This window comes from Pseudonocardia adelaidensis, assembly GCF_039543345.1.
Classification (GTDB): domain Bacteria; phylum Actinomycetota; class Actinomycetes; order Mycobacteriales; family Pseudonocardiaceae; genus Pseudonocardia; species Pseudonocardia adelaidensis.
The window spans coordinates 1-23,032 of sequence record NZ_BAABJO010000046.1 but is presented as its reverse complement, the minus strand read 5'-3'; the positions used below and the strand labels follow the sequence as shown (position 1 = coordinate 23,032).

General features: G+C 74.2%; 22 protein-coding genes and 1 pseudogene. 11 read left to right on the top strand and 12 right to left on the bottom strand.

Going from position 1 to position 23,032, the window contains the following annotated elements:
* Positions 1 to 14: 14 nt before the first annotated feature.
* A complete protein-coding gene (locus ABEA81_RS38505; protein ID WP_345612387.1) occupies positions 15 to 416 on the bottom strand; it encodes a VOC family protein in 402 nt (133 codons plus the stop codon).
* A 74-nt stretch (positions 417 to 490) separates the two neighbouring features.
* On the opposite strand from ABEA81_RS38505, the gene ABEA81_RS38500 reads away from it, so the two are divergent.
* Positions 491 to 724 (top strand): hypothetical protein, encoded by a 234-nt coding sequence (locus ABEA81_RS38500; RefSeq protein WP_345612385.1) that lies wholly within the window; start codon positions 491 to 493, stop codon positions 722 to 724.
* 11 nt (positions 725 to 735) lie between these two features.
* Here the strand turns inward: ABEA81_RS38500 and ABEA81_RS38495 are convergent, their stop codons facing one another.
* The gene (locus ABEA81_RS38495) at positions 736 to 1,635 is read right to left on the bottom strand and encodes a hypothetical protein (RefSeq protein WP_345612383.1); all 900 of its coding nucleotides are present in this window, start codon (positions 1,633 to 1,635) and stop codon (positions 736 to 738) included.
* A gap of 358 nt (positions 1,636 to 1,993) precedes the next feature.
* Between ABEA81_RS38495 and ABEA81_RS38490 the strand changes: the two genes are divergently transcribed.
* Together ABEA81_RS38490 and ABEA81_RS38485 are read left to right on the top strand one after the other, a co-directional pair.
* The gene (locus ABEA81_RS38490) at positions 1,994 to 3,223 is read left to right on the top strand and encodes an LCP family protein (RefSeq protein WP_345612381.1); all 1,230 of its coding nucleotides are present in this window, start codon (positions 1,994 to 1,996) and stop codon (positions 3,221 to 3,223) included.
* A 27-nt stretch (positions 3,224 to 3,250) separates the two neighbouring features.
* Positions 3,251 to 5,326 carry a S9 family peptidase gene (locus ABEA81_RS38485; RefSeq protein WP_345612379.1) on the top strand — a complete coding sequence of 692 codons (2,076 nt, stop codon included), beginning with the start codon at positions 3,251 to 3,253 and terminating at the stop codon, positions 5,324 to 5,326.
* Between the two features lie 6 nt (positions 5,327 to 5,332).
* On the opposite strand, the gene ABEA81_RS38480 is transcribed toward ABEA81_RS38485, so the two are convergent.
* Positions 5,333 to 6,820 carry an MFS transporter gene (locus ABEA81_RS38480; protein WP_345612377.1) on the bottom strand — a complete coding sequence of 496 codons (1,488 nt, stop codon included), beginning with the start codon at positions 6,818 to 6,820 and terminating at the stop codon, positions 5,333 to 5,335.
* A 66-nt stretch (positions 6,821 to 6,886) separates the two neighbouring features.
* Between ABEA81_RS38480 and ABEA81_RS38475 the strand changes: the two genes are divergently transcribed.
* The 3 genes from ABEA81_RS38475 to ligD all read left to right on the top strand — a co-directional run bounded on the left by ABEA81_RS38475 (position 6,887) and on the right by ligD (position 8,887).
* Positions 6,887 to 7,276, top strand: coding sequence for an FKBP-type peptidyl-prolyl cis-trans isomerase (locus ABEA81_RS38475; protein WP_345612375.1), 390 nt, complete (start codon positions 6,887 to 6,889; stop codon positions 7,274 to 7,276).
* Between the two features lie 2 nt (positions 7,277 to 7,278).
* Positions 7,279 to 7,776 (top strand): metallophosphoesterase family protein, encoded by a 498-nt coding sequence (locus ABEA81_RS38470; RefSeq protein WP_345612462.1) that lies wholly within the window; start codon positions 7,279 to 7,281, stop codon positions 7,774 to 7,776.
* Positions 7,777 to 7,930: 154 nt separating this feature from the next.
* The gene (ligD, locus tag ABEA81_RS38465; protein ID WP_345612373.1) at positions 7,931 to 8,887 is read left to right on the top strand and encodes a non-homologous end-joining DNA ligase; all 957 of its coding nucleotides are present in this window, start codon (positions 7,931 to 7,933) and stop codon (positions 8,885 to 8,887) included.
* Positions 8,888 to 8,890: 3 nt separating this feature from the next.
* Here the strand turns inward: ligD and ABEA81_RS38460 are convergent, their stop codons facing one another.
* A complete protein-coding gene (locus ABEA81_RS38460) occupies positions 8,891 to 10,324 on the bottom strand; it encodes a gamma-glutamyltransferase (RefSeq protein ID WP_345612371.1) in 1,434 nt (477 codons plus the stop codon).
* Between the two features lie 137 nt (positions 10,325 to 10,461).
* Here ABEA81_RS38460 and ABEA81_RS38455 point away from each other — a divergent pair, with 137 nt between their 5' ends.
* On the top strand, positions 10,462 to 11,343 hold the full coding sequence (locus ABEA81_RS38455; RefSeq protein ID WP_345612369.1) for a sigma-70 family RNA polymerase sigma factor: 882 nt from the start codon (positions 10,462 to 10,464) through the stop codon (positions 11,341 to 11,343).
* A 21-nt stretch (positions 11,344 to 11,364) separates the two neighbouring features.
* On the opposite strand, the gene ABEA81_RS38450 is transcribed toward ABEA81_RS38455, so the two are convergent.
* Together ABEA81_RS38450 and ABEA81_RS38445 are read right to left on the bottom strand one after the other, a co-directional pair.
* Entirely contained in the window at positions 11,365 to 11,724 is a 360-nt protein-coding gene (locus tag ABEA81_RS38450; protein ID WP_345612367.1) for a YciI family protein, read from the bottom strand.
* A gap of 72 nt (positions 11,725 to 11,796) precedes the next feature.
* On the bottom strand, positions 11,797 to 12,189 hold the full coding sequence (locus tag ABEA81_RS38445) for a cupin domain-containing protein (RefSeq protein WP_345612365.1): 393 nt from the start codon (positions 12,187 to 12,189) through the stop codon (positions 11,797 to 11,799).
* Between the two features lie 50 nt (positions 12,190 to 12,239).
* Between ABEA81_RS38445 and ABEA81_RS38440 the strand changes: the two genes are divergently transcribed.
* From ABEA81_RS38440 to ABEA81_RS38430, 3 genes are read left to right on the top strand one after another with little or no spacing between them, the layout of a single operon-like run.
* Entirely contained in the window at positions 12,240 to 12,551 is a 312-nt protein-coding gene (locus ABEA81_RS38440; RefSeq protein WP_345612363.1) for an antibiotic biosynthesis monooxygenase family protein, read from the top strand.
* 60 nt (positions 12,552 to 12,611) lie between these two features.
* Positions 12,612 to 15,323: an alpha/beta fold hydrolase gene (locus tag ABEA81_RS38435; RefSeq protein ID WP_345612361.1), complete on the top strand. Its 2,712-nt coding sequence runs from the start codon at positions 12,612 to 12,614 to the stop codon at positions 15,321 to 15,323.
* Positions 15,320 to 16,219: an ABC transporter permease gene (locus tag ABEA81_RS38430; protein WP_345612359.1), complete on the top strand. Its 900-nt coding sequence runs from the start codon at positions 15,320 to 15,322 to the stop codon at positions 16,217 to 16,219. Before ABEA81_RS38435 ends, ABEA81_RS38430 begins: the two co-directional genes overlap by 4 nt.
* Positions 16,220 to 16,314: 95 nt before the next feature.
* Here ABEA81_RS38430 and ABEA81_RS38425 read toward each other — a convergent pair whose 3' ends face one another.
* From ABEA81_RS38425 to ABEA81_RS38400, 6 genes are all read right to left on the bottom strand, one after another.
* Positions 16,315 to 17,394: an acetoin dehydrogenase dihydrolipoyllysine-residue acetyltransferase subunit gene (locus tag ABEA81_RS38425; RefSeq protein ID WP_345612357.1), complete on the bottom strand. Its 1,080-nt coding sequence runs from the start codon at positions 17,392 to 17,394 to the stop codon at positions 16,315 to 16,317.
* 88 nt (positions 17,395 to 17,482) lie between these two features.
* On the bottom strand, positions 17,483 to 18,496 hold the full coding sequence (locus ABEA81_RS38420; protein WP_345612355.1) for an alpha-ketoacid dehydrogenase subunit beta: 1,014 nt from the start codon (positions 18,494 to 18,496) through the stop codon (positions 17,483 to 17,485).
* Between the two features lie 11 nt (positions 18,497 to 18,507).
* The gene (locus ABEA81_RS38415; protein WP_345612353.1) at positions 18,508 to 19,503 is read right to left on the bottom strand and encodes a thiamine pyrophosphate-dependent dehydrogenase E1 component subunit alpha; all 996 of its coding nucleotides are present in this window, start codon (positions 19,501 to 19,503) and stop codon (positions 18,508 to 18,510) included.
* Positions 19,500 to 20,267, bottom strand: coding sequence for an acetoin reductase (locus ABEA81_RS38410; protein ID WP_345612351.1), 768 nt, complete (start codon positions 20,265 to 20,267; stop codon positions 19,500 to 19,502). The genes ABEA81_RS38415 and ABEA81_RS38410 overlap by 4 nt, the downstream gene beginning before the upstream one ends.
* On the bottom strand, positions 20,264 to 21,331 hold the full coding sequence (locus tag ABEA81_RS38405; RefSeq protein WP_345612349.1) for a 2,3-butanediol dehydrogenase: 1,068 nt from the start codon (positions 21,329 to 21,331) through the stop codon (positions 20,264 to 20,266). The genes ABEA81_RS38410 and ABEA81_RS38405 overlap by 4 nt, the downstream gene beginning before the upstream one ends.
* The gene (locus ABEA81_RS38400; protein ID WP_345612347.1) at positions 21,328 to 22,452 is read right to left on the bottom strand and encodes an ATP-NAD kinase family protein; all 1,125 of its coding nucleotides are present in this window, start codon (positions 22,450 to 22,452) and stop codon (positions 21,328 to 21,330) included. Before ABEA81_RS38400 ends, ABEA81_RS38405 begins: the two co-directional genes overlap by 4 nt.
* Before the next feature lie 261 nt (positions 22,453 to 22,713).
* Here ABEA81_RS38400 and ABEA81_RS38395 point away from each other — a divergent pair.
* Positions 22,714 to 23,032: pseudogene (locus ABEA81_RS38395) on the top strand (sensor histidine kinase); the annotation flags it as partial.

Here is a 23,032-nt window from a genome sequence, read left to right as displayed (position 1 = left end):
GACGGGTGGGGCGGTCAGGCGCGCACCAGGCAGAAGGGGTGGTCCGCCGGGTCGAGGAACACCCGGAAGTTCTGCGGCGCGGGCTGCTCGTCGTGCTTGCGGGCCCCGATCGCCAGCACCTGGCGCTCACCCTCGTCGAGATCGGGCACGTCGAAGTCGATGTGCAGCTGCTGGGGCACGTCCTGGCCGGGCCACCGCGGCGGGCGGTACTCCGACGACACCTTCTGGAACGCCAGCGCGGCGCCGCGGCCGTCGGGCGGGTCGAGCTGGACCCAGCCGCCGGACGCGTCCGCGTCGAGCGGCCAGCCGGTGAGGGCGCTGTAGAAGCGGGCGAGCGCCACCGGGTCGGGGCAGTCGAGCGCGACGACGCTGAAGCGGGCGATGCCCGCGCCTCGGACGTTATCGGTAGTGGTCACGAGCCGACGGTAGAGGCGGGCACCGACATCCTGCGCGGCGCGCGAGCCCGGGCGCCCTCGGGCATGGTGGGGCGATGCGCATCCAGCAGGACACCACCCTCGCGATGAACCTCCAGGTCGAGATCGCGATCCCGGCCGAGGCGCGGAACGACGACGCGGGCGCGCAGGCGCACGTCGTCGTCTGGCCGGCCGGTGGCGACGGCGACGCGGCGAGCCTCACCCACCGCTGGTCGTTCACCGCGGACGAGGCCGAGCAGCTCGCGCGCACGCTGCAGGAGGCCGCCGACAGCGCCCGCGCGATGACCTGACCCGGCCCGGCTCAGCCGCCGAGCGCCAGCCGGTTCACGTCCGCGACGCGGCAGTCCGCCGGTCCGGGCTGCGCCCGCCCGGTGACGTTCCCGCTGGCCTGCGGGCCCGACACGACCATGGTCTGCCCCGGCTCGACCGCCGTGGAGATCGCGTGGATCTCGCCGAGGCGCGGGCCGCTCTGGTCGTTCACGGTGATCGTGATGTTGTACGACTGCCGCTGGTTCGTGCGGTTGCTGATCTCCAGCGTGGCCTCGGCCCTCGCGGTGCCACCCTCGTTCACCACCGTGCACCCGCGGACGCTCACGTCCTGCGCGGCGGCGTCGTCGCCACCGAGCGTGGTCTCGGACTCCGGTGAGGCGACCACCTGGCCCGTCGTGGCGACGGCGATCGCGCCTGCGCACAGGACCGCGCCGAAGCCCGCGAGAACCTTCCGGGTGCCCAGGAGCGCGATCACCGCGAGCAGCACGCCGACCGCCGCGAGGCCGATCGTCAGGTACTTCAGCATGACGATCGGCGCACCGACGAGCGCGCCGGCGACGCCGGAGACGATGCTGGCGATCCCGAGTACGAGCGCGGTCCAGGCCAGCGCCTCGAACCGCTTCTTCCGGACGAAGATCGGCGGGGCGGGCGCGGGCGACTGGCCGGGGGCCCCCGGCTGCTGTCCCCGCGCCCGGCGGAGCTCTTCCTCCGCGGCGTGCCGGCCGGACGGTTGGTCCGCCTGGCCGGACGGCCGGTACGGCTGCTCCGGGTACGGGTTCTGCTGCTGCTCGGGGTTCACCGGCCACGGGCGCAGGTGCTGCCCCGGGGCCACGGGCGGGTGCACCGGCTGGTTCGGCTGCTGGTGGGGCTCCTGCGGGTACGGCCGTCCGGGGAACGCCGACTTCTGCGGGGAGTGGTGGGGAGCGGTCATCACGAAGGTCCGTTCTGCGCTGTGATCTTGCCCTGCATGACCTCGATCTCTGTCAAATGCCGTTACGGCGGGTACGACCCGGCGCGAACGCCTCACACTGCGGGCTCGGCAGTTCGGTCCTCAACGCGTCTCCCCCCGTGGCAAGCCTGGTAGGCGGCGACCCTAGCGTGTTGATCATGGATTGGTCACCGAACGTGTGATTTCGACGCGCGAACGTCCTGTGACGTGCACCGTTCGGAGCAGTCAGGTCCCACCACGCGTGACTACAGTGGAGCGGAGCCGCGTCGGCGGCCGAGCAGCCCCGGGCGGTCGCGGCGCTGGTCAAGGCGCAGCGCGACCGCACCGACCCGGAGTGCACATGGACGCGAGACGCACCGTGCGCGCGGCCGTCCGTGTCGGCACCGCACTCGCGTCGGCCGCCGTGCTCGTCGCCACCGGCTTCGTCTGGTCGCTGCACCAGCGCGTCGACACGGGGGCCGTCAGCAGCGCCGCGGCGATCCCGACCCCGCGCCCCACGCCGGCGGGCGAGGCGTTCACGGCACTGCTGGTGGGCCTGGACGCGCGCACCGATGCCCAGGGCGAGCCGCTCCCGCCCGCGATGCTCGACGCACTGCACGCCGGCCCGGACGAGGGCCAGCTGCACACCGACACGATCATCCTCGTGCACGTCCCCGCGAAGCAGGGCGAACCCGCGGCCGCCATCTCCATCCCGCGGGACTCGTTCGTGCCGATCGCGGGGGGCCGGGGGACCCACAAGATCAACTCGGCGTACCGGCGGGGCATGCAGGGCGCCGAGGAGTCGCTGAGCGCGCAGGGCATCGAGGGCGCGGAGCTCGACCGGCGCGCCCGCGAGGCCGGACGGCGCACGCTGGTCGCCACCGTGGAACAGCTGACCGGGGCCCGGATCGACCACTTCGCCGAGATCGGCATGGCCGGGTTCGTCGAGCTCACCGAGGCGCTCGGCGGGGTGCCGGTGTGCCTGAAGGCACCTGTGCGCGACTCCTACTCCGGCGTCGACCTGCCGGCGGGGCAGCACCTGGTCAGCGGGGCAGGCGCGCTCGCGTTCGTGCGGCAGCGCCACGGGCTCGAGGACGGCGACCTCGACCGCATCGCCCGCCAGCAGGCCTTCGCCGCGGGCCTGGCCCAGCGCGTGCTCGACCCGAGCACGATCACCGATCCCGCTCGCCTGGAGCGGCTCGTGGACATCACCACGCGCTACGTCGTGCTGGACAGCGGCTGGGACCTCGAGCAGGCCGTCTCCCAGCTGCGCCAGGTCTCGGCGAGCGCGTTGACGTTCCACACGATCCCGACCGGCCGCCCCGACCTGCACACCCCCGCGGACGGCATCGCGGTGGAGATCGACCGCGACGCCGTGCGGAGCTTCGTCGGGTCGCTGCTCGATCCGGGCACCACCCCGCCGGCCACCACCCCGGCCCGGCCCGAGGCGCCCACCACGGCACGCCCCGCCGCCGACGACGACCCGCTCACCGTGCAGCCTGCCGACGAGCCCGCGGGCACCGGCAGCCCGACGCCGCCGAGCAGCAGTCGTCCGGTGATCACCGCGGAGGGCGTGCCCTGCGTCGATTGACGCGCGCGGGAGGCAGACTGACCTCCCGTGACCGACAGCTTCCCGCGCCGGCAGGCCCGCACCCGTCGCTTCACCCTCGGCGCCCCGCGCGGCGTCACCGTCTCCCCCGACGGCGAGCGCGTCGTGTTCCTGCGCAGCCGCGGCGGCACCGACCCCGTCACCTGCCTCTGGACGTTGGACCTCGACACCGGGGAGGAACGGCTCGTCGCCGACCCGCGTGAGCTCGAGGCGGGCGACGGCGACGAGGACCTCCCGCCGGACGAGCGGGCCCGCCGCGAACGCAGCCGGGAGCAGGCGGCGGGCGTGGTCGGCTACGCCACCGACCGGCCGGTCACCACCGCAGCGTTCACGCTGTCCGGCCGGCTCTACCTCGCGGACTTCGCGGGCGGGCTCAGCCCGCGCCTCGTCGACACGTCGGCCGGTGTGATCGACCCCCGGCCCGACCCGTACGGACGTTCCGTCGCGTTCGTCCGGGCCGGCGCCCTGCACGTCCACGACGTCGCCTCCCGCATCACGACCGCGCTCGCCGAGCCGGACGGCCCGCACGTCACCTACGGCCTCGCCGACTTCGTCGCCGCCGAGGAGATGGGCCGGATGCGCGGGTACTGGTGGGCCCCCGACGGGGAGTCGCTGCTGGTGGCGCGGGTGGACGACGCCGCGGTGCAGCGCTGGCACATCGCCGACCCGGCCAACCCCGACCGCGAGCCCACCGCCGTGGCCTACCCCGCCGCGGGCACGCCGAACGCCCGGGTGGCGCTGGAGGTGATCGCGCTCGACGGCACGGTGGTGCCGGTCCGGTGGGACACCGAGCGCGACGAGTACCTCGCCGACGCCGTCTGGGACGGGCACGGCCTGCTGATCGTCGTGCAGCCGCGCGACCAGCGGGCCCTGCGGGTGCTCCGCGTCGACCCGGCCACCGGCGCGACCGCGCCCGTGCACGAGCAGACCGACCCGGTCTGGGTCGACATCGTGCCCGGGGTGCCCGCGCACACCGCGTCCGGCGCGCTCGTGACGGTCGGCGACGTCGGCGGGAGCATGCGGCTCCTCGTCGACGGGGAGCCGGTGACGCCCGCGTCGCTGCAGGTGCGCGACGTGGCGGACGTCGACGGCGACGTCGTGCTGTTCCGCGCGAGCGACGACCCCACCTCGGTCGGCCTCTGGACGTGGGGGCCCGACGGCCTCACGCCCGCCGCGACGGACGCGGGCGTGCACAGCGGCAGGCTCGCCGGGGGCACGCTGGTGGTGACCCGGCAGGCCCTCGACACCGACGGCACGGCCACCACCGTCCACCGCGGCGGGGCCGAGCGCACGATCGCGTCGTTCGCCGACCTCCCGGGCCTCACCCCGCGGGTCACGCTGCTCACCGCGGGCGAGCGCGCCCTGCGCACCGCGGTGCTGCTCCCGGCCGACCACGAGCCGGGCACCCGGTTGCCGGTCCTCATGGACCCCTACGGCGGCCCGCACGCCCAGCGCGTGCTCGCCGCGCGGGCCGCGTTCCTGACCAGCCAGTGGTTCGCCGACCAGGGCTTCGCCGTGGTGGTCGTCGACGGACGCGGCACCCCGGGGCGCGGGCCGGCGTTCGAACGGGCCGTCCACGGCGACCTCGCGGGCCCCGTGCTCCAGGACCAGGTCGACGCGTTGCACGCCGCGGCCGAGCGCCACCCGGACCTCGACCTCGCCCGCGTCGGGATCCGCGGCTGGTCCTTCGGCGGGTACCTCGCGGCCCTCGCCGTTCTGCGCCGCCCCGACGTCTTCCACGCGGCCGTGGCCGGCGCCCCGGTCACGGACTGGGCGCTGTACGACACCCACTACACCGAGCGCTACCTCGGCCGCCCCGACACCGACCCGCAGGCCTACGAGCGCTCGTCGCTGATCGCCGACGCGCCACGGCTCACCCGGCCGCTGCTGCTCGTGCACGGCCTCGCCGACGACAACGTCGTGGCCGCCCACACCCTGCGCCTCTCCTCGGCCCTGCTCGCGGCGGGCCGGCCGCACAGCGTGCTGCCGCTGTCGGGGGTCACCCACATGACGCCGCAGGAGGTCGTGGCCGAGAACCTCCTCCTGCTGCAGGTCCAGTTCCTGAAGCAGGCACTGGGGGCGTGAACCGCTTCAGCCGTGGGCGGCGTGGCCGTAGGAGTGGGTCTCCTCCTCGGAGCAACGGCGCCGGGCGATGCGCTCCTGCCGCAGGTCCCACACGGCGATGACGAGCGCGGCCGCGATCGAGCACACCGCCCCGGAGAGCGCCACGGCGGCGGCGACCGGGTGGTTCTGCCCGGTGGCGGCGAGCACCAGGTAGTACACGCCGGGCAGCGCGGCCGTGCCGATCGCCGCCCCGACGCGCTGGCCGGTCTGCAGCGCTCCCCCGGCCGAACCGGCCATGCGCACCGGCACCTCGCGCAGCGTCAGCGTGATGTTCGGCGAGATCACCAGCCCGCCGCCGAGCCCGGCGACCAGCAGCGCGGGCGCCATCGCACCCATGAGCGCGCTCGCCGGCACGACGAGCACCACCCCGATCGTCGCGACCAGGCCGGTGAGCACGCCGACCAGCCCGACGACGGTCAGCCGGCGCCCGAAGCGCTCCACGAGGCGCCCGCCGACCGCGGCCGACACCGCGGACCCGAGCGCGAACGCCGTGACCGACAGCCCGGACTGCAGCGGGGTGTAGCCCAGCCCGGACTGCAGGAAGAGCGCGAACACCAGCCAGATGCCGGAGAAGCCCAGGAAGTAGACCGTGCCGAGCGCCGCGCCGGGGGCGTAGCCGCGCGTGCCGGAGAGCAGGCGCAGGTCGAGCAGCGGGGCCCCGCGCCGCCGCGTCACCCGCCGCTCCCACTGCACGAAGAGCACCGCCATCCCCGCGGCGAGGACGAACAGCCACCACAGGCGGGCGACGCCACCGGCCCCGGCCTCCGCCAGCGGCAGCAGCACCGCGAACACGGCGCCGCCGAGCAGCAGGCCCCCGACGACGTCGATGCGCCCCCTCGGGCCGGGCGCCGTCCGCGGGATGAGCCGGGCGGCGAGCGCGAGCGCGACCACCCCGATCGGCACGTTGACCAGGAAGATCCAGCGCCACCCGTCCGCTCCACCCGCGAGTGCGAGGATGACGCCGCCGACGATCGGGCCAACGGCCGTCGAGATCCCCACGGTCGCGCCGAAGAGGCCGAACGCCCGACCGCGCTCGGCGCCGCCGAAGAGCTGTTGGATCAGGCCGGAGTTCTGCGGTGCCAGCGCCCCGGCCGCGAGCCCCTGCGCGAGCCGGGCCGCCACCAGCACGCCGATGGTCGACGCCGCGCCCGCCAGCGCGCTGAACAGCACGAACGCCGACAGTGCCCCGAGGAACATGCGCCGCCGCCCCAGCGCGTCCCCGAGCCGGCCCGCGGGGACCAGCGCGAGGCCGAACGTGAGCGCGTAGCCCGAGACGACCCACTGGACGGCGGCCGGCTCGGCACCGAGCCCCTGCTGCATGGACGGCAGCGCGACCGAGACGATGCTGACGTCGAGCAGGCTCATGAACCCCGCGACGAGCGTGACCGACAGCGCCCGCCACCGGTTCGGGTCCGGCGCTCGGGCGTCCGACCGACGCGCGTCGGGCCTTGCCACGAGCCATGTCTACCCGGCACCACCTCGTCTGGCACGCTGAGCGCGCCCACCGTCAGGAGGAAGAACGTGGCACTCGAACAACCGGGTCTGCAACGACCCGACGTCGACCCGTACGACGGCCCCACCCCCGCCGACCTGCTGGTCGAGGACCTCAGCCCCGGCGTCGGCGCCGAGGCGACCCCGGGCCGCACCGTCGAGGTGCACTACGTCGGCGTGGCCCACTCCACCGGGGAGGAGTTCGACGCCTCCTGGAACCGGGGCTCGACGTTCCGCTTCCCCCTGGGCGCCGGTCGCGTCATCACCGGGTGGGACCGCGGCGTGGCCGGCATGAAGGTCGGCGGCCGGCGCCGGCTGGTGATCCCGCCGCACCTCGGCTACGGCGACCGCGGCGCGGGCGGCGCGATCAAGCCCGGCGAGACGCTGATCTTCGTCGTCGACCTCGTGGGCGTGCACTGACCCTGGAACTGCTGCTGATCTCCGACACCCACCTCCCGGTGCGGGCGAAGGACCTGCCCGCACCGGTGTGGGACGCCGTCGACGCCGCCGACGTCGTGATCCACGCGGGCGACTGGGTGTCGGTCGACCTGCTGGACGCGCTCGAGGCGAGGGCGCGCCGGCTCGTCGGCGTCTTCGGCAACAACGACGGCGCCGCGCTGCGGGCCCGGCTGCCCGAGGTGGCGCGCGTCGAGCTGGAGGGCGTCCGGTTCGCGGTGGTGCACGAGACCGGCGCCGCCACCGGGCGCGAACGGCGCTGCGCGCGGGAGTACCCCGATGTCGACGTGCTGGTGTTCGGCCACAGCCACATCCCGTGGGACACCACCGCGGACACCGGCCTGCGCCTGCTCAACCCGGGCTCCCCCACCGACCGGCGCCGGCAGCCGACCTTCACCTGGATGACGGCGGAGGTTGCCGACGGCAGCCTCCGGGACGTGCGGCTGCACCACCTGGAGCCGTAGCTCGTGCGCGGCGCCACCGGTGCCCCTGCGGGGCTACTTCACAGATCCAGCAGGGGCTTCACACAGGGCCGGCCCTGTGTGAAGCCGGTGCCGGGTGTGTGAAGCCGATCGGGAAAGCCTGGCTCGGCCGCCGCGCCCGTGGTAGGAGTGCGCGGTGAGCCGTGCGAAGACCGTGGAGACGCGGGACGGGGTGGAGCTGTCCAACCTCGACCAGCCGCTCTTCGACGGCGCCGACGCCACCAAGCGCGACCTCGTCGACTACCTCGACGCTGTGCGCGACCGCATCCTGCCCGAGCTGCGGCAACGGCCGCTCTCGGTGATCCGGATCCGGCCGGGGCAGGAGCCGTTCATGCAGAAGAACGTGCCGAAGTACACGCCGGAGTGGGTCGAGACCACCACGGTGTGGGCCGAGGCGTCGCGGCGCGAGGTGCGCTACGCGCTGGCGAACGATCGGCGCACGCTGCTGTGGTTCGCCAACCAGCGTTCGGTGGAGTACCACCCGACGCTGATGCGCGTGGGCGAGTCGCATCCCACGTACCTGATCCTCGACCTCGATCCGCCCGAGGGCGACGACTTCACGCACGTGGTCCGGGCCGCACAGCTCGTGCGCCAGGCGCTCACCGACAGCGGGCTCGAGGGGATCGTGAAGACGAGCGGGTCGAAGGGCCTGCACATCATCGTTCCCCTCGCCGACGACGTGGGGTTCGAGGACGCCGCGGCGGGCACCCGTGCGCTCGCCGCCCGTGCCGAACGGATCGACCCGGACGTCGCCACCACCGCGTACATCAAGGCGGACCGGGCCGGGAAGGTGTTCGTCGACTCCACCCGCGCGGGTGGTGCCACGGTCGTGGCCGCCTACAGCCCCCGCGTCCGGCCGGGGGTTCCGGTGTCGTTCCCCGTGGCGTGGGACGACCTCGACCGGGTCGCGCCCCGCGACTTCACCGTCCGCACGGCCGTCGGCCTCCTCGACGGCGCGGACCCGTGGCGCGAGCGCATGCCGGCACCCCAGCGCCTCCCGGCCGACCTGCTGGAGGAGGGCCACGCCATCCCGATCGCTCGGGTGGCGGCGATGCACGAGGGGAAGCGCCGGAAGCGGGCGCAGCAGCAGTAGGCCTCAGACGACCACGACGCCCCCGCAGCGCCGCGCGTCCGCTCCGCCGTCCAGGGCGCCGGTGCGCACGTCCCTCCGCACGGCCTGGCAGCCACCGAAGAACAGGTTCGGAGCGTCGAACCGCATGACTGGGCCGGCCACGGCCTGGAGCGTCGCGACGTCGACCCCCGGCTCGGCGTACGCGACCCCCCGCTCCACGTGCAGCCGCGGTGCGTCCACGGCGTCCTGCGGCGACATGCCCCGGTCGACCATGTTCACGAGCACCTGAAGGAGCGCGCTGCGGATCCGGCTCGAGCCCGCGGAGCCGACGACGAGCTCGGCCGTGCCCCCGCGGGCGTCGAACCCGTGGCGCACCACCGTCGGGGCCATCGACGACGGCAGCCGCTCACCGACGCCGTGGCCGCCGAGCAGGTCGTGCTCGCCGAGCATGTTGTTGAGGTGGATGCCCGTCCCGGGAACGGTCACGCCCGAGCCCGTGCCGTTGGAACAGGTCACCGAGCAGGCCCAGCCGTCGGCGTCGAGCACCGAGACGTGGGTGGTGGAACCCAGCCGGTGCACGTGCGGCTCCGGGGCGTGCTCCCCCACCGCCAGTGCCGCGGCGATGCCGGGCACGTCCGGCGTGCCGTCGGTGGCACCCAGGTGCACCAGCGCGCGAACGAGCCTGCTCCCGCCAGCGCTCGGCGGGGGGTTGGTGAAGATCTCGCGGCCGCGGTACCCGACTCGCAGCGGGATCCGCGGCACGACCCGGTACTCCGCGAGGTCGGCCGTGGTCAGCACTCCCCCACCTGCGCAGACGCGCTCCGACACCGCGCGGCCGATGTCGCCGCTGTAGAACGGCGCCGACCCCTCCGCACCGAGCCGGTCGAGCGAGTCGGCCAGCTCCCCGTCCCGGAGCAGCTCGCCCTCCCGCGGCGGACGGCCGTCCACCAGGTAGCGCGCGGCGGCGTCCGGCGTCGAGCCGACGACGGCGGCCAGCAGCCCGAAGACGTACGCCTGCATCGCGTTCACCCGCACCCCGGTGCGGGCCAGCCGGGCCGCCGGGGCGGTGAGCTCGGCGAGCGGCATCCGGCCGAACCGCTCCACCGCGGCGGCCACCCCCGCCGGCGCTCCGTACGTCGCGCAGGAGGAGGCGCCGATGTCGAAGATCTGCGTGGCGTCCTCGAAGGTCACCACGATGTGGGTCATCGGCGCCGGGGGCGCGGCGGCTCCGCGGCCGGGGGCCGCCACGAAGAAGTCGAGCAGCACCGGCTGCTGCCCCGGTGGGGCGACGAGCAGGTACCCACCCGCGCCCAGCCCGGTGAGCAGCGGCTCCGCGACGAACGACGTGACGACCGCGGCCACCGCGGCGTCCACGGCGTTGCCCCCGGCCTTCAGGGCCGCAGCTCCGGCGGCCGCCGACGCCGGGTGCCCCGCGGCGACCACGCCCCGCTGCACCACGGTCGGGAAACTAGCGCGTCGTGGGTGGGCCTGTCAGTGGCGACGGCCGGGTTCCAGCCCGTCGGGTGCTGTCACGATCGAGGGGTCCCGAGGTTCATCCGTGGAGTACGAGCCTTGTCGACAGGACGGTGTGCCGGATGGACGAGACCGAGTGGCTTGCCGAGCGCTTCGAACAGCATCGACCGAAGCTGCGGGCGACGGCCTACCGCATGCTCGGCTCGCTGACCGAGGCCGACGACGCCGTCCAGGACGCCTGGCTGCGGCTGAGCCGCACCGGCGCCGAGGGGATCGACAACCTCGGCGGCTGGCTGACCACCGTCGTCGCGCGGGAGTGCCTGCACGTGCTGCGCTCCCGCCGGCGCCGCAGGGAGGACCCGTTCGACGCCCACCTGCCGGACCCCGTCGTCGTCCCGGACGGACGGCCGGACCCCGAGCAGGAGGCGTTGCTGGCCGACTCGGTGGGGCTGGCGCTGCTCGTCGTGCTCGACCGCCTCGCGCCAGCCGAGCGGTTGGCGTTCGTGCTGCACGACCTGTTCGGACAGCCCTTCGAGGAGATCGCCGCCATCCTGGGCCGGAGCCCGGCCGCCGCACGACAGCTCGCCAGCCGGGCCCGGCGCCGGGTGAGCGGCGCCGAGATCCCGGCACCGGACGCGGACCTGGCGCGGCAGCGGCAGGTGGTCACCGCCTTCTACGCGGCCGCGCGGGGCGGCGACTTCGACGCGCTCCTCGAGGTCCTCGACCCCGAGGTCACCCTGCACACCGACTTCGGCGCGGCACTGCCACCCACCGTCGTCCGCGGCGCGCCGGCCGTGGCCGAGCAGGCCCGCACCCCGCGCGGCGACCGGCTGTACCCCGCGCTGGTCAACGGCGGGATCGGAGCGGTGGTCACCGAAGGCGGGGAGGCGTTCTCGGTCATGGCCTTCACCGTCGCCCGCGACAGGATCGTCAGGATCGACGTCGTCCGCGACCCCGACCGCGTCCGCCGCCTCGCGTCCGCGGTCCTCGGCCGGACGGGGTGAGATGACGCCGGCCCCCGGGTGTCACCAGTACGTGGCGGACTGCCGCACCTCGACCGCGCCCCCCAGCCGCGCCTGCGGTACGCGGGAGGCGATCGCGACCGCGGCGTCGAGATCCTCCGCGTCGACCACCAGGAACCCGCCCACCGCACTCTCGGCGTCCCGGTACGGGCCCGCGGTGGTGACCGTGGATCCGTTCTCGACGCGCACGGTCGTCGCGTGCTGCGGCAGGCCCAGCGGCGGGCCACCCGCCACGTTCTCCATCCCGTTGAGCGCGGCCCAGTCGGCGTAGGCCGACTTCCGCTCCTCCTCGGACACCGACTCCGCCTGCGGCGTTCCCGGCAGCGGGTAGCTGCCGTGGTGGATCACCAGTACGAACTGCATCGTTCCTCCTCATCGATCGGCGAGACGTACCGATGAGCCCGCAGAACGTGCACGTGTGACCGGGTTCGTGCGTCAGGACGCCGGGGGCTCGTCCTCGCCCGACTCCTCCGCGGCGTCGGCCTCCTCCTTCGTGCGGTGGACCGCGCCGTCGGCGTGGTCCGGCGGGCCGTAGACGGTGTAGAGGACCAGCGGGTTCGGGCCCGTGTTCACGAAGTTGTGCTTCGTGCCCGCCGGCACGACCACCAGGTCGCCCGCCTCCACGGCCTTCGTCTCGCCGGCCACCCGTGCCTCCGCGGTGCCGCTGACGAACGTGAGGATCTGGTCGATCCCCGCGTGGACCTCCTCGCCGATCTCCCCGCCCGGCGGGATCGTCATGATCACGAGCTGGGTGCGCTCACCGGTCCAGAGGACCCGGCGGAAGTCGTCGCTGCGCTCCGCGACGGTGGCGATGGTGAAGTGCTCCATACCGATCTGTGCCCGGATCAGCGCGGGTCCACTCGTGCGACGATGACCCCATGGTCCTGGAGATCGCCGACATCGCCGTGAAGCCCGGTACCGAGGAGGAGTTCGCCGATGCCGTCCGCGCGGGCATCCGCTACGTGTCCGACACGCCCGGCTTCCGGAACGCGCGACTGACCAAGGGCGTCGAGTCGCCCGGCCGCTTCGTGCTGTTGATCGAGTGGGACAGCGTGGAGGCGCACACGGTCGGGTTCCGGGAGTCGGAGAACTACGGCCGCTGGCGCGGCCACATCGGCCCGTTCCTGGACGGTGACCCGCGGGTGGAGCACTTCGACGAGGTGACCCTGCCGGGGTCTGCTGCGGGCTGAGCCGCGACTTCTGAGAGCGGACTGAGGGCATTACCGAGAGCCACCCCGTAACGTCGTCCCGTGCACCCCGCCCGCGGCGCCCGGCCGTCCCTCGCGCTCAGCGTCCTGCTCGCGGTGGTGGCAGGCGTCCTGCTCACGGGCGCGGCGGCACCCGCGGACGTGCGTGTGACGGAGGAGCGGATCAGCACGTCCGACGGCGTCGAGCTGGACACCTCCCTCTACCTGCCGGCCGTCACCCCCGCCCCCGCGGTGCTGGTGGCACACGGCTTCGGCGGGAGCAAGGCGTCCGTGGACGCCGACGCCCGCGCGCTCGCCGCACGCGGGTTCGTGGTGCTCACCTGGTCGGCGCGCGGGTTCGGCACGAGCACCGGCCGGATCGCGCTCGACTCGCCCGACCACGAGGTGGCCGACGCCCGTGCGCTCGTCGACCACCTCTCCGGCCTCGCCGAGGTGCAGCAGGACGGGCCGGGCGACCCGCGCGTCGGCGTCACCGGCGCCTCGTACGGCGGGGCGCTCGCGCTGCTGCTCGCCGGGTACGACCCGCGCGTCGACGCGCTCGCCCCCGTGATCACCTGGAACGACCTCGGCCAGGCGCTCTTCCCGAACCGGGCCACCGCGACCCCGCCCGTGGCCGACACGCCCGCCCACGGCATCGCCGCCCCGGACGGGGTGTTCAAGAGCGGATGGGCGGGGATGCTCTTCTCGGCGGGGAACGACCAGGGCCGGGGAACCGGGGCGAACCCGTGCGGGCGGTTCACCACCGAGATCTGCTCCGCCTACACCGAGGCCGCCACCACCGGACGGCTCTCCCCCGCCACGGCGGAGCTCCTGAGCCGCTCGTCGCCCGCCACCGTCGCCGGCCGGATCACGGCGCCGACGCTGCTGGTGCAGGGCGAGCAGGACACGCTGTTCGGCCTCGACCAGGCCGACGCGACGGCCCGGCAGATAGCGGCCGCGGGCGGCCGCGTGAAGGTGGAGTGGTTCGCGGGCGGCCACGACGGCGCCGCCCCCGGCGACGCCGTCCGCGACGACATCGGCGACTGGTTCGACTTCCACCTCGCCGGCACCGGCGACGACCCGGGCACCGGGTTCTCCTACGTGGTGCCGAGCGGCGTCCGCGCCGGCGCGAACACGCCCACCAGCCGCACCCTCGCCGCCCCCGCCTACCCGGGTCTGCCCGGGTCCGCTCCCCTCCTCACCACCCCGCTCCCGCTCGACGGCCCCCCGCAGCAGGTCGTGCACCCCGCGGGTGGCGATCCGGCGGCGATCACGTCGCTGCCCGGGATCGGCGGCGCACTCGGCTCGCTCGCCGGCCGGCTCTCGGCGTTCGCGGGTGACCCGCCCGGCCAGTCCGCCACGTTCCGGACGGCACCGCTCGCGGCGTCGCTCGTGGTGGCGGGCACCCCTCGTGTGCAGGTGAGCGTCGCGCGCGTACCCGGGCAATCGGCCCCGGCCGAGGCCGTGCTGTTCGCCCGCGTCACGGAGCTGTCACCGGACGGGCGGCGCACCCTGCTCGGCGGTGCGGTCGCGCCGATGCGGGTACCGGTACCCGCCGACGGCGGCCCCGCGACGGTGACCGTGGCGCTGCCGGGCGTGGTGGCGCCGGTCGAGTCCGGAAACCAGCTCGAGGTCTCGATCGCGACCACCGACCAGGGCTTCACCGGCCCGGTCGACCCCGCGGTCTGGCAGGTCGGCGTGGCAGGCGAGCTCACCGTGCCGGTGGTGCCCGGCACGAGCGCCACCGCCTCCACCGTGCCGCTCGCGCCGCTGGCCGGGATCGGCGTGGTGCTCGCCATCGCGGTGCTCGGCTGGGTGCTGGCGCGGCTGCGCGGCCGGCGCGACCAGACGCCCTCCGCCGACGACGGCCCGCCGCTTCACGTCACCGGCCTCGCCAAGACCTACTCCGGCGGCTTCCAGGCAGTGAAGGCCGTCTCGTTCACCGTCGAGCGGGGCGTGGTGCTCGGCCTGCTCGGACCCAACGGGGCCGGCAAGACCACCGTGCTGCGGATGCTCATGGGCCTGGTGCGCCCGACGGCCGGCACGATCACGGCTTTCGGGGAGCCGATCGGGCCCGGGGCGCCGGTACTGGCGCGGATCGGCGCGTTCGTCGAGGGCCCGGGTTTCCTCCCGCACCTGTCCGGCGCGGACAACCTGCGCCTGTACTGGGCCGCCACCGGCCGTCCCGCCGCCGACGCGCACCTCGAGGAGGCGCTCGAGATCGCCGAGCTCGGCGCGGCGCTCGACCGCCGCGTGGGCACCTACAGCCAGGGCATGCGCCAGCGGCTGGCCATCGCGCAGGCGATGCTCGGCCTCCCCGACCTGCTGGTGCTCGACGAGCCCACCAACGGGCTCGACCCGCCCCAGATCTCCGCGATGCGCGAGGTCCTGCGCCGCTACGCCGCGCGGGGCCGGACCGTCGTCGTGTCGAGCCACCTGCTCGCCGAGGTGGAGCAGACGTGCACGCACGTGGTCGTCATGCACCGCGGCGAGGTGGTGGCCGACGGCACCGTCGAGGAGATCATCGGCGGCGGTGGGGCCGCCACGTTCACGGTCGACGCCCCGGAGCGCGCCGCGGCCGTGCTCGCCGATCTCGCAGGCGTCCGCTCGGTCGAGGTGGTCGACGGGGACGTGCACGCGGAGCTGAACGGCACCCCGCGCGCCGAGGCGGTGCGGGCGCTCGTCACCGCGGGGGTCGAGGTGACGGGCGCGGGTCCGCGGCGGCGCCTCGAGGACGCGTTCCTGCAGCTCGTCGGGGAGGACCGGACGCCATGAGTGAGCTTGCGAGCGAATCATCGGCACTGACCGAAACCCTCGGGAAGCCGCCCTCGTCGGTGACGCGCCGGCCCTTCCGCCCCGAGCGCACGCTGCCGCTCCGGGTCGAGCTCGAACGCCAGCTGCGGCGCCGCCGGACACAGGTGGTGTTCGGCCTCGTCGTGCTGCTGCCGGTGCTGCTGTGGGTGGCGTTCGAGCTGGCCCCGGACGCCCCGCCCACGGGCTCGCTCACGCTCGTCGACCTCGCGACCGGCAGCGGGCTGAACTTCGCCGTCTTCGCGATGTTCGCGTCCTCGTCGTTCCTGCTGGTCGTGGTCGTGGCGCTGTTCTTCGGCGACACGGTGGCGGCGGAGGCGTCCTGGTCGAGCCTGCGCTACCTGCTCGCGGCGCCGGTGCCGCGGGCGCGCCTGCTGCGGCAGAAGACCGTGGTGGCCGCCATGCTGTCGCTCGCGGCCCTGCTCCTGCTGCCGGTCGTGTCGCTCGTCGTCGGCACGCTCGCGTACGGCGCGGGCGACATGGTGAGCCCGACGGGGGCGTCGCTGGACTACGGGCCCGGCACCGCGCGGGTGCTGTCCGGCGCGGTGTACCTCGCGGTGCACCTGAGCTGGGTGGCGGCGCTCGCACTGCTGCTGTCGGTGTCGACCGACGCCCCGCTCGGCGCGGTGGGCGGGGCGGTCATGGTGTCCATCGTGTCGCAGATCCTCGACCAGATCACCGCCCTCGAAGGCCTGCGCGACTTCCTGCCCACCCACTTCGACGACGCCTGGGCGGGCCTGCTCGGCGACCCGGTGGACTGGGACGGCATGACCCGGGGAGCACTCTCGGCGTCGATCTACGCGCTGGTGCTGGGCGCGGCCGCGGTCTGGCGCTTCCAGCGGAAGGACATCACGAGCTGAGGCCGGCCCCGCCCGAGTTGCAGCATGGTGGCCATACTGCCGTGTTACGCCAGTATGGCCACCATGCTGGCACTCCGGGCCGGGCCGGCGGGACGTCAGAGCCGGGCGCGGATCGCCGTGAGGACCTCGCCCGGCGCCTCCATGTGCGCCATGTGCCCGGCGTCCACCCGGGTCAGCTCCACCCCGTCCGGCACCGGGACGATGCGGTCGGACGCGCCCCACACCACCGTCAGTGGCACGTCGACGTCCTTGAGCAGGGCCGGCGTGTCGATGGCCTGCCGGTCGCCGTCGCCGAGCAACGTGCCGAGCACGGCGGTGAGCGCCTTGTCGACGCCGTCGAGGCGCTTGTAGCGCAGCAGGTCGTCGACGAGCTGCCGCGTGACGAGGGCCTCGTCCGCGAACAGCCGTCCGACCAGCGGTTTCAGCTCCCGCCGCGAGGATGCTGCCGCGAACCCGCGCAGGTACTCCGCGTCGACCTCGGGCGTGAACCCGGCCGGGGCGATCAGCGTCAGCGAGGCGACCTTCCCGGGTGCGGCCCGCGCCACCGCGGCCACCACGGCCCCGCCGAGCGAGTGCCCCACGAGGTGGGCCCGTCCGACCCCGAGCGCGTCGAGGAAGCCGGTGACGGTCTCGGTGAGCGTGTTCAGCGACCCGTCGCCCACGTCCTTGCCCGACGCGCCGTGCCCGGGCAGGTCGAGCGCGATCGCGCGGTGCCCGTCCTCGGCGAGCGGCTGCTGCACGAACAGCCAGGAGTTCTTGTCCCCACCGTAGCCGTGCACGAGGACGACCGGGGCATCCGCCTCGTCCGGACCGAGGGACAGGTACGAGATCGTCCGCCCGCCGACCTCGACGAGCTGCGGCTCCGGCTCGTCCCCTTCCTCGAGCGCCCCCGACTCGACGGCGGCCCTCGCCTCCTCGACGACGGCGTCGATCTCGGCGTCGGGCACGTCGGCCGGTGCGACGACGGCGAGCACGGCGCCGACCGGGAGGTCGGAGCCCGGCTCGGCGATGATCCGCCGCACCAGCCCCTCGACCGGCGACTCCAGGGTGCCGGCGATCTTGTCGGTCTCGATGTCGACGATGTCGTCGCCCTTGGCGATCGTGTCGCCCTCGGACACGAACCAGTCGACGATCTTGCCCGTCTTCATCGACAGGCCCCACTTGGGCATCGTCACCCGCTGGATCCGCTTCTCGCTCTCCCTCGCTGCGCTCGGTCGTGCGCTCCGCGCGGGCGCTGTGTCATCGATTCGCTCGGAAGCTCGCTCATCGCTCATAGTCCACCGCCGTCTTGACGGCACCGGCGATCTTCGCCGCGTCCGGGATGAACAGGTCCTCCAGGGCGTCGGCGAACGGCACCGGCGTGTGCGGGCCGGTGACCAGCTGGATCGGCGCCCGCAGCGACCCGAACGCGTCCTGCGCGACGGTCGCCGCGACGTCCGTGGCCAGCGAGCAGCGCGGGTTCGACTCGTCCACGACGACCAGGCGCCCGGTGTTCTCCACCGACTCCAGGATCGTGTCGACGTCGAGCGGGCTCGTGGTGCGCGGGTCGATCACCTCGGCCTGCACACCGGAGCCCGCGAGCTCGTCGGCGGCCTCCAGCGCGGTGTGCACCATCCGGCCGATGGCCACGATCGTGACGTCGCCACCCTCCCGCACGACGTTGGCCTCGCCGAACGGGAGCGCGTAGCTCTCCTCCGGCACGTCGGCGGAGGTGTCGTAGAGCATCTTGTGCTCGGCGAAGATCACCGGGTCGTCGTCGCGGATCGCCGCGATCATCAGCCCCTTGGCGTCGTAGGCGTTGGACGGCGCCGCGACCTTCAGGCCCGGGACGTGCGTGAACACCGACAGAAGGGACTGCGAGTGCTGCGCGGCGGCCCGCAGACCCGCGCCCCACATCGTCCGGATCACGACGGGGGTGACGGCCTTGCCGCCGAACATGTACCGGAACTTGGCGGCCTGGTTGAAGATCTGGTCGAAGCAGACGCCCATGAAGTCGATGAACATCAGCTCGGCCACCGGGCGCATGCCGCCGGTGGCGGCCCCGATCGCCGCGCCGATGAACGCCGACTCCGAGATCGGGGTGTCCATCACCCGGCCCGGGAACTTCCCGTACAGGCCCTTGGTGACGCCGAGCACCCCGCCCCACGCGTCCATGTCGCCGGGGGCGCCCTCGCCGCCCGCGTTGTCCTCGCCCATGACGATCACGCGCTCGTCGCGCTCCATCTCCTGCGCCAGCGCCTCGTTGATCGCCTCGCGGTAGGTGATCGTGCGTGCCATGGTTCCGCTCCTCAGTACGAGACGTAGACGTCGGTGAGCAGGTCGTCCGGACCCGGTTTCGGGGCAGCCTTCGCGGCCGCCACGGCCGCGTCGACGGCGGCGGCGACCTCGGAGTCGATCCCGTCGAGCTGGTCGGCGGAGAGCTGGCCACCCTCGGTGACGCGCGCGCGGAAGCGCTTCAGGCAGTCGAGCCGCTCGCGGGCGTCGGCCACCTCGGCGCCGCGGTAGAGCTGCTGGTCGCCCTCGAAGTGGCCGAAGTAGCGGGTGAACTTGACCTCGATCAGCGTCGGGCCGCCGCCCTCTCGGGCCCGCGCCACCGCCTCGCCCGCGGCCTCGTGCACGGCGAAGAAGTCGAAGCCGTCGACGATCACGCCAGGCATCCCGAAGGCAGCGGCCCGGTCGGCGATGTCGTCGCTGGCCACCGACCAGCTCGACGACGTCGACTCCGCGTATCCGTTGTTCTCCGCCACGAAGATCGCCGGCAGGTTCCAGACCGTGGCGAGGTTCAGCGACTCGAGCGTGGTGCCCTGGTTGGACGCGCCGTCGCCGAAGAACGCGACCGCCACCCCGCCGTCGCCCTTGTGCTTGGACGCGAGCGCACGGCCGCAGATCAGCGGCGGGCCGCCGCCGACGATGCCGTTGGCGCCGAGCATGCCCTTGGACAGGTCGGCGATGTGCATCGAGCCGCCCTTGCCCCGGCAGGACCCGGTGCTCCGGCCGTAGATCTCGGCCATCATCCCGGCGATGTTCACGCCCTTGGCGATGCAGTGCCCGTGGCCGCGGTGGGTGGAGGCGATGGCGTCGCGGTCATCGAGGTGCGCGCACACCCCGGCGGCGGACGCCTCCTCGCCCGCGTACAGGTGCACGAACCCGGGGATGTCCCCACCGGCGAACTCCTCGTGCACCCGCTCCTCGAAGTCCCGGATGGTCCGCATCACGCGGTAGGCGTCGAGGAGCTGGTCGGGGGTCAGGTCCTGGGAGGCGGGGCTGGCGAGCGTGCCCGTCATGACATCACGATCCCTCCGTCGATCATGACCGACTGCCCGGTCATGTAGTCCGAATCCGGTCCTGCGAGGTACGAGACGAACCCGGCGACGTCCTCCGGGGTCTGCACCCGACCCAGCGCGATCAGCTGGGAGTACTGGGCGAGGGCCTCGCCCTTCCCGGTGCCGAGGTAGGCGCCGAGGCCCTCGTCGATCTGGTTCCACATCTCCGTGCCGACGATCCCGGGGCAGTACGCGTTCACCGTGATCCCGTGGCGCGCGAGCTCCTTCGCGGCAGCCTGGGTGAGCGCCCGCACGGCGAACTTGGTGGCGCTGTAGTGCCCGAGGTGGTCGAACCCGGAGTGGGCGGCGATCGACGCCGCATTGATGATCTTCCCGCCGGAGCCCTGCGCGATCATGCGTTCGGCGGCGGCCTGCAGGCAGTACACGACGCCGAAGACGTTCACCTCGAACATCCGCTGCAGGTCCGCGGGCGTCAGCTCGAGCAATGTCTTGACCTGCGCGATCCCGGCGTTGGCGACCATGACGTCGACGCTGCCCAGGTCGGCTGCGGCGCGGTCGACCATCGCGAACACCGCGTCCCGGTCGGTGACGTCCGCCGGCACCGCGATCGAGCGCCCACCCGCGTCGGCGATCTCGCTCGCGACCGCCTCGGCGGTGGACTTGTCGACGTCGTTGACCGCGACCGCGTGCCCGTCGCGGGCGAGCCGCAGCGCGATCCCGCGCCCGATCCCGCGCCCGGCGCCGGTCACCACCGCGACGCTCACGACAGGTCCCTGGGCGACACGAGGATCTTCACGTTCTCCTCCTTGTTGTCGATCAGCTCCCGAAAGCCGCGGTCGACCAGGTCGGCGAGCCCGATCCGGCCGGTGATGAACTGCCCGGCGTCGACCTTCCCGTCGCGGAGCAGGGCGATCGTGTCGGCGTGGTCGCCGCAGTAGGCGAGGGAGCCGACCACGGTGACCTCCGACAGCACGAGGTCGTTCATCGCCACCTGCGGCACGTGGCCCCAGATCGCGACGTTCACGACGGTGCCGCCCGGGCGGACGGAGCCGATCGCGGCGGCCAGCACCGCGTCGACCCCCGCGCACTCGAAGGCGACGTCGGCGCCCGCACCGTCGGTCAGGTCGCGGATCGCGTCGGGCACGTCGGTGCCGCTCGGGTCGACGACCTCGTCGGCGCCCGCCCCCGTCGCCTTCGCCTTGCGCGCGGCCGCGGGCTCCACCACGACGACCTTCCCGGCCCCGGCGGCCTTCAGCGCCGCCGTCGTGACGAGGCCGATCGGCCCGGCACCGAACACCGCCGCCGTTCCTCCCGGCCCCAGACCGGACAGCCGCACGGCGTGGTAGCCGACCGCGAGGGGCTCGACGAGGGCCCCGACGTCCGTCGGGAGGTCACCCAGCGGGTGCACCCAGCGCGCGTCCACGACGCACCGCTCCGCGAACCCGCCGTCCTGCCCGGACAGCCCGATGAAGCCGAGCTTGCGGCAGATGTTGTAGCGGCCCGCCGTGCAGGCGACGCACTCGCCGCAGACGTAGTACGGCTCGACGGCGACCCGGTCGCCCTCCTGCACCCCCGTGACCCCGGAACCGACGGCGGACACGACGCCCGCGAACTCGTGCCCCATGACGACGGGCAGCTCCGAACCGGTGATCGGGTGCGGCGACCCCTCCGGCGGGATGAAGATCGGACCCTCGAGGAACTCGTGCAGGTCGGTGCCGCAGATCCCGCACCAGTCGACGCTCACCTCGACCTGGCCCGGTCCGACCTGTGGGTCGGGCACCTCCTCGACGCGGATGTCGCCCCTGCCGTGGAACCGTGCCGCTCTCATGATCGGACCTCCTGCGTGATCGCGTCCGGGTCGAGCAGCCGCCGCTGCGCCGCGGCGGCGAGGACGGTGCGCACGTCGAGCACCCGCGGCCCGTCCGGCGCGAGCGTGACGGTGACGGGCGTCGAAGGCCCGAACTCGATCTCCCGCTCCCCGTCCACGGCGACGGTGCCGCGCGCGAGGCCGACCGGATGCGGCTGCCCGGCGGCGAGCGGGCCGGCGTGGTGCACGCCGATCGGCGCCACGACGCCCGGCGCGATCGGGGCGAGCACGGTATGCGGGGCGGCCTCGGCGCCGGCCAGCCGCACGACGACCCCGTGCGGGTCGGTGCGGGCGGCGGGATGCAGCAGCCCGGCGATGCTGGACAGGCCGATCGCGTGCGGCTCGGCGAAGGCGCAGAAGAGCTCGCGCAGCGTGGCCGGCTGCCACAGCGCACGGGAGCCGACGTGCGTCACCGTCGAGACGCACACGTCGACGAGTGCGAGCTCGTGGCTCGCGCCCGCCACCACGTGCAGGGCCTTCGCGCGGTAGCTGGCCTCCGCGAGGGGCACCCGGCCCGTGGCGACGAGCCCGGCCGCCGTCCCGGCGACCGTCGCCTCCCACATCTCGGGGAACGCGTTGTTGGTGCCCGTGGAGAGCGGCAACAGCGCGGCGTCCCCGCTCGCCGCCGCGGCAGCCCGTACGGTGCCGTCCCCGCCGAGCAGGACGATCACCGACGCCCCTGCGGCCACCATCCGGCGCACCAGCGCGCGGGTGTCCTCGGCGGTGCCGCTGATCGCATCGAGCTCGACGAACTCCAGCTCGGGCCAGCGCGCCGCGTCCGCACGGCGCTTGTCCCGCGCCCGCAGCACGCCGGCCGCGACGCCCATGCCGTCGGTCGACATCAGCACGCGCGCGACGCCCGTGGCCCCGGTCGCGGAGACGAGCCGCAGCGCCATGTTGGTCTTCTCCGCGTTCGGGAAGACCGAGGCCTGTGCGACGAGCCTGCGGATGTCCCGCCCGGACATCGGGTTGGCGACGATGCCGACCGTCGAGCCGGGCACGACCGGCAGCCCCGTCGTCCCGGACGGCAGCGCCACCCGCCCGTTCGACCCGCCCTGCTGCACCCGCGCCTCCGAGCTCACCGCGAGGCCCCTGCGCCCCGCGTGACCCACTTCACTCCGCCCGGCGCGGCGGGGCAACAGTTGCACCGGGGTTGCACCCCATGCTGCGATGCGCGACCCGGCGCGCCCGGCCGGCGCCGGGTGTCAGAGCCCGCGTGGTGCCGACCGAACGTGTGCGGTTCCCGATATGCCGGCGATATGCCCCGGCTGGAAGCATCGAGAGCTCGGGTGCGCGTGGTGATCGGGGAAAGGGACCCGGCAGCGGGGGTGAGGGAGGAGACCGTGGACAGGCGGCCGGGGCTGAGCGTTCGGCTCAAACTCACCCTCAGCTACGCCGGGTTCCTCGTGCTCGCCGGTGCCCTGCTGCTCGCGGCCGTGTGGGTGTTCCTCCTGCGCGGCACGCCCACCGCCTACCGCGTTCCCGACCTCTCCAACCTCCCGCACGTCTTCGATCCGGGCTCCTTCGGCCCAGCAGTCTTCGCCCCGGCGGCCGTCGTCGTGATGGCGTTCCTGCTGGTGTTCGGCCTCGTCGGAGGGTGGATCCTCGCCGGCCGCATGCTCGCCCCACTGACCCGCATCACCGCCGCCACCCGCACCGCCG